The 5,550-nt window shown below is 71.8% G+C and carries 5 protein-coding genes; 3 read left to right on the forward strand and 2 right to left on the reverse strand.

What is annotated here, in order from left to right:
* A partial coding sequence (locus tag MR1_RS20235; RefSeq protein ID WP_169797707.1) for a hypothetical protein occupies positions 1-360 on the forward strand: 360 nt, incomplete at its 5' end.
* A gap of 22 nt (positions 361-382) precedes the next feature.
* Here the strand turns inward: MR1_RS20235 and MR1_RS16675 are convergent.
* The gene (locus MR1_RS16675) at positions 383-1,432 is read right to left on the reverse strand and encodes an LLM class flavin-dependent oxidoreductase (protein ID WP_067249571.1); all 1,050 of its coding nucleotides are present in this window, start codon (positions 1,430-1,432) and stop codon (positions 383-385) included.
* 96 nt (positions 1,433-1,528) lie between these two features.
* Here MR1_RS16675 and MR1_RS16680 point away from each other — a divergent pair, with 96 nt between their 5' ends.
* Positions 1,529-3,259, forward strand: coding sequence for a cation:proton antiporter (locus MR1_RS16680; RefSeq protein WP_067249574.1), 1,731 nt, complete (start codon positions 1,529-1,531; stop codon positions 3,257-3,259).
* Positions 3,260-3,395: 136 nt separating this feature from the next.
* Here MR1_RS16680 and MR1_RS16685 read toward each other — a convergent pair whose 3' ends face one another.
* A complete protein-coding gene (locus MR1_RS16685; protein ID WP_067249578.1) occupies positions 3,396-4,850 on the reverse strand; it encodes a dicarboxylate/amino acid:cation symporter in 1,455 nt (484 codons plus the stop codon).
* 254 nt (positions 4,851-5,104) lie between these two features.
* Between MR1_RS16685 and MR1_RS16690 the strand changes: the two genes are divergently transcribed.
* Entirely contained in the window at positions 5,105-5,548 is a 444-nt protein-coding gene (locus tag MR1_RS16690; protein WP_067249581.1) for a YbjQ family protein, read from the forward strand.
* The last annotated feature ends 2 nt before the right edge of the window (positions 5,549-5,550 follow it).

Below are 5,550 nucleotides of genomic sequence, written 5' to 3' on the forward strand. Positions count from 1 at the left end.
GAACGGGTGGTGGACGGGCTCGCGAAGGCGGACGCCGCCGGCTTCCTGAGCGGCGGATCCGCTGCCGCCGCGCTGGACGGACCCGCGGCGTTCACGAGCTCCTCGTCCACGACGATCAGCTGGTCCGCCTCGCACGGCGGCGCTTCCCCCGACGGGTCCGTCTCGTCCTCCCGATCCGTCTCGCCGCAGGTCGTCGACGAGCTTCTCGGGCTGGTCCGCCGAGGACGCGAGGAGGAAGCTGTGGCGCGTCTGCGCGCCGAGGTCGGAATGGACGACGCCGGTGCGCGTCAGGTGATCGACACCCTCCGTCGGATCGGCGACCTCGGGGGCCTGGGGCCCACCGGCGGCTTCGGCCGCTGACCGGCGGTGCCGGGCGGGCGGGTCAGCCGGCGAGCAGCTCCAGGGTCTGAACGCGGCCGCGGGTCTCGTCGAGGGGCTCCTCCGCGAACGATCCGGCGACCGGGGAGAGCATGATCTCGTCGACGCCGTGCTGCTCGGCGAACGCCGCCAGCTCGTCGCGCACGGACGCGGCGTCCCCGACGAACCAGTTCGCCTTGGCGGCGGCGTGGATCTGCTCCTCCTGCGGGTCTGGTGCCGCAGCGAGGGCGGCACGGGCCTCCTCGACGGTCTCCAGCGGGACGAGCGGGCGGTTCAGCCGGAGCCGGGCCATCATCCGCAGCTGCGGCAGGGCGCGCGCCTCCGCCTCTTCTGCCGTGGGGGCCGCGACGACGTTGGCGGTGAGGAAGGTGCGCGGCTCCGGGTGCGCCTCGCTCGGACGGTACGCCGACCGGTAGAGGGACAGGGCGCGGTCGAGGCCGGTGCCGGAGAAGTGGTTCGCGAAGACGTACGGCAGGCCGAGGGACGCGGCCAGCTGCGCCGAGTAGTCGCTGGATCCCAGGAGCCAGATCTCCGGGGCTCCCTCGGCGGCGGGCGTGGAATGGACCTGGTACTCGCCGCCGCTGGTGAACTGGACCGTGGCGCCGGCCGCCTGCAGCATGAGCGCGATGTCCTGCACGTGGGAGGGGAAGCGCTCCACGTCGCCGGCCGTGCCGGAGGCCCGAAGGAGCTGCGTGATGACGGGGTCGCTGCCCGGCGCCCGGCCGATCCCGAGATCGATGCGTCCCGGTGCCAGGGCCTCGAGGGCGGCGAACTGCTCGGCCACGATGAGCGGGGCGTGGTTGGGGAGCATCACCCCGCCGGAGCCGACGCGGATGCGCCGGGTGCGCGTCGCCGCCGCCGCGATCAGCACCGGCGGCGTCGTGGAGGCGACGGCCGGCATGTTGTGGTGCTCGGCGAACCAGTAGCGCCGGAAGCCGAGCTCGTCGGCGCGCTGGGCGAGGGCGAGCGACGACGCCATCGCCTGCGCACTGGTCTGGCCGGTGCGCACGGGGACGAGATCGAGGACGGACAGGACGGGGGACGCGGTACTCATCCTCAGGGGCAACCGGTGCACGCGCGGACGCATTCCCGTCGGTCGGAGCCGTGGGCCGTCGGGAGCCGCGGGCGGTTGCACCGTTACCCTTGCCGCATGGATGCCGAGATCTTCTACGTCCTCGTCGGTTCCGTGCTCGTCGCGGCCATCGCACGGTGGCGCGGCTGGCCGGCGCCCCTGCTGGTCACGACGGTCGCGCTCGCCGTCGCGTTCATCCCCGCGGTGCCGAATCTCTCCATCGACGGGCACATCCTGCTGAACCTCGTGCTGCCGCCGCTGCTGTACTCCGCGGCGCTGGACGTGTCGTTCGTGAGCTTCCGCCGCAGCATGCCCCAGATCCGGCGGCTCGGAGTGGGGCTCGTCGTCGTCACCGCGGCGGCCGTCGGACTGGTGGCCTGGCTGCTGATGCCGTCCCTGACGCTCCCCGGCGCGCTCCTGCTCGGGGCGATCGTGGCTCCGCCGGATGCCGTCTCGGCGGCCGCGATCGGCCGCAAGCTGGGGCTGCCGCGACGCATCATGACCGTGCTGTCGGGGGAGAGCCTCATCAACGACGCCACCTCGCTCACCCTGTACCGCGTGTTCGCCGCGATCGTCGCGGGCGCGACGCTGACCGTGTGGGACGGCGTGTGGCAGTTCGTCGTCGCGGTGGTCGTCGGCGTCGGGATCGGCGTCCTCGCCGGATCCGGCCTGCACGTGCTGCGGATGCGGATCTCGGATCCGGTCGTCAACGGCACCTTCGGCCTGCTCGCGCCGTTCGGGATCTACGCCATCACGGAGCACCTGGGCGGATCCGGCGTCCTCGGCGTGGTGGCGATGGGCCTGGTCGTGGGGTTCAACGCGCCTCGGACGAGCTACGCGACGCGGCAGCAGGAGACGCCGATCTGGCTCTCGGCCGACTTCCTCCTGGAGTCGTTCGTCTTCGCGTACATCGGTCTCCAGCTGCCGCGGGTGATCAGCGAGCTCGACGAGGGCGACGTCGGGTCGGTCCTCGCGCTGTCGGGGGTCGTGCTCCTCGTCGTGCTCCTGGTCCGACCGGCCTTCGTCTTCCCCGCCTCGGCGTGGGGCCAGATGTGGCAGGGGTTCCGTATGCGGAGGTGGGAGCGCCAGGTCGCCCAGGGGCGGATGCAGCAGTGGGAGCAGCGCGCGGAGGAGGCGCATCGCCGTTCGGGGCGTCGCGGCCGGCCGATGACGGCCGAGCAGCTGCGCCGGCGGATGGTCGAGCCGCAGCTGTCGGCCCGCGACAACGTCGTGGTGTCGTGGGCGGGGATGCGCGGGGTCGTGACGCTGGCGACGGCGCTCGCCGCCGCCGATCTCGCCGGTCTGGACGAGGCCGCCGCGCACGCGATCGTCGTGGTCGCCTTCGTCGTGACGGTGGGAACGCTCCTGCTGCAGGGGCTGACGCTGCCGCCGCTCATCCGATGGATGCGGATCGCGGACGACGACGAGGCCGCCGAGGACGCACGGCAGATCGACCAGGTGCTCAGCCGCACGCGCGAGGCGGGCGCGGACTACCTCGCGCGACAGCGGACGCTCTGGGAGGAGAAGTACGGGCCCGAGTCGACGGAGCGCTTCGATCAGTTCGCGCGCCGGATGATCCGGATCGGCAAGGACACCGAGAGGGCGCAGGCCGAGGAGCGCGTCCCGATGCCGTCGAAGGCGGACCTCATGTCCCTGTCCAAGGGGTGGATCGAGGTGCGCCGCGATGTGCTGCTCCAGGAGCGGGACGCCGGGGAGCTGAACGAGGAGGTCATGCGGGAGCTGATCGTCGCGATGGACGCCGAGGAGCTCGCCTTGGACACCCGCGCGGACGCCCGCCGCGACCGCTGAGGACCCGCGCCGGTGCCCGTCACCCGGGCCCGCTCGTCACCGGGACGCGCTCCGGCGACCGGCGCCCTGGCGTCCCCACGCAGAGGATCCTGCCGCCCCGGGGAACCGGTGACGGCAGGATCCTCTGCGGTGCGCGTCAGCGCGCGGCGACGGCGTCCGTATCGGCGGCGTCGTCCCGGGAGCCCGCGGCCGCCGCGTCCGCCTCGGTGTCGGCGGGCGTCTCGTCGGCGTCGTCCTCCTCGGCGAAGGGCAGGCCGCGACGCGGGGCGTTGTACAGCTCCTCGTCGAGGATCCCCTCGCGCTTGGCGACGATCGCCGGCACGAGCGCCTGGCCGGCGACGTTCACCGCGGTGCGTCCCATGTCGAGGATCGGGTCGATCGCCAGCAGCAGGCCCACGCCCTCCAGCGGCAGACCCAGGGTGGAGAGGGTCAGCGTGAGCATGACCACGGCGCCGGTGGTGCCGGCGGTCGCGGCGGAGCCGACCACGGAGACGATGACGATCAGCAGGTACTGCACGAGGTTCAGCTCGATGCCGAAGAACTGCGCGACGAAAATCGCGGCGATGGCCGGGTAGATCGCGGCGCAGCCGTCCATCTTGGTGGTCGCGCCGAGCGGCACCGCGAAGGAGGCGTACGCGCGGGGAACGCCGAGGTTGCGCTCGGTGACGCGCTCGGTGAGGGGCAGCGTGCCGATCGACGAGCGGCTGACGAAGGCGAGCTGCACCGCCGGCCAGACGCCGGAGAAGTACTGCTTGATCGACAGGCCGTGGGTCTTCACCAGGATCGGGTAGACGACGAAGAGCACGAGCGCGAGCCCGATGTAGATCGCGCCGGCGAACCAGGCGAGGGACGTGAGCTTGCCCCAGCCGTACTGGATCACGGCGGATCCGATGAGCCCGAAGGTGCCGATCGGCGCGAGGCGGATGATCCACCACAGCACCCGCTGGATGACCTTCAGCAGCGACTCGGTGAACGCGAGGAACGGCTCGGCCTTCTTGCCCGCCTTCAGTGCGGCGATGCCGACGACCACGGCCACGACGATGATCTGGAGGATGTTGAAGTTGACCGAGGAGGCGAGCACGCCGTCGTTCTCGGAGGTGCTCACGGACAGGCCGAGGAAGTTCTGCGGGATGAGCCCGAGCAGGAAGTTCCACCACGTGCCGACGGTGTAGGGCTCGCCGGTCTCGAGGCCCTCGCCCGCGCGGTTGCCCGGCTGCAGCACGAGGCCGAGCCCGATGCCGATCACCACGGCGATGAACGCGGTGATCGCGAACCACAGCAGCGTCTGCCCGGCGAGGCGGGCGGCGTTCTGCACGCGGCGGAGGTTGGAGATGCTGGCGACGATCGCGGTGAAGATGAGCGGGACCACGGCGGCGCGCAGGATCGTGACGTAGGAGCTGCCGATCTTGCTCAGCGTGTCGGAGAGCGCCGTGGGGTTCTCCGGCGAGGCGCCGAGCTGGACGCCGAGCAGGCCGACGCCGATGCCGAGGACGAGTGCGGCGACGATCTGGAAGCCGAAGGAGGTCAGCAGCTTGCGGACGGGTCCGCGGGTGTCGGGCGCCTTCGGACGGCGCACGGCGGTGGTGGACATGAGGACTCCGGGGTCGTGTGTGCGGGCGCGGATGCACCGTGTGGGTCAACGGTATGCAGCCGTCGGTATTCCCGCGGCGTTCGTGACGAACCGTGACGCCCCCTCCCCGGTCGTCGAGCGACACTTCGACTCGCTGCGCTCGCTCAGTGCGGGTCTCCGCGAGTCGAAACGTGGTCCTGGGGCCGTCTCCCTCTTCGGTCGTTGAGCGAGCGCAGCGAGTCGAAACGCCCGGAGCCGCGTGCCAGGATGTGCGCATGTTCATGGTCACGACGAACGATGTCCCCGGCTATCGGATCACCCGAGTGCTCGGCGAGGTCATGGGTCTCACGGTGCGGTCGACGAACTTCGGGCAGGGTTTCACGGCCGGGTTCCGATCGCTGGCCGGAGGGGAGATCCCCGAGTTCACGAAGGTGATGTACGAGAGCCGGTACGAAGTGATGAACCGGATGTGGGCGGAGGCGGTGCAACGCGGAGCGAACGCGATCGTCGCCATGCGCTTCGACACCGACTCCATCGGCGGGTTCAGCGAGGTCTGTGCGTACGGGACGGCGGTCGTCGTCGAGCCCGTGGAGACGACGGACCCGACAGCAGCGGTCCCGCGGGCCCTGCCGGACCAGGCTGTCCCGGCCGTGCCGCCTGCGCCTCCGGTCGCTCCGGCGGCGCCCGGAGCGGCGAGCCCGGAGTCCCCGACCGCCTAGGT

Source organism: Microbacterium resistens NBRC 103078 (assembly GCF_001552355.1).
In the GTDB taxonomy this organism is placed as follows: Bacteria; Actinomycetota; Actinomycetes; order Actinomycetales; family Microbacteriaceae; genus Microbacterium; species Microbacterium resistens.

Coding starts and splice junctions, on each gene's coding strand:
- MR1_RS16675 (WP_067249571.1), bottom strand. CDS start 1,432: ATGAGTACCGCGTCCCCCGTCCTGTCCGTCCTCGATCTCGTCCCCGTG.
- MR1_RS16680 (WP_067249574.1), top strand. CDS start 1,529: ATGGATGCCGAGATCTTCTACGTCCTCGTCGGTTCCGTGCTCGTCGCG.
- MR1_RS16685 (WP_067249578.1), bottom strand. CDS start 4,850: ATGTCCACCACCGCCGTGCGCCGTCCGAAGGCGCCCGACACCCGCGGA.
- MR1_RS16690 (WP_067249581.1), top strand. CDS start 5,105: ATGTTCATGGTCACGACGAACGATGTCCCCGGCTATCGGATCACCCGA.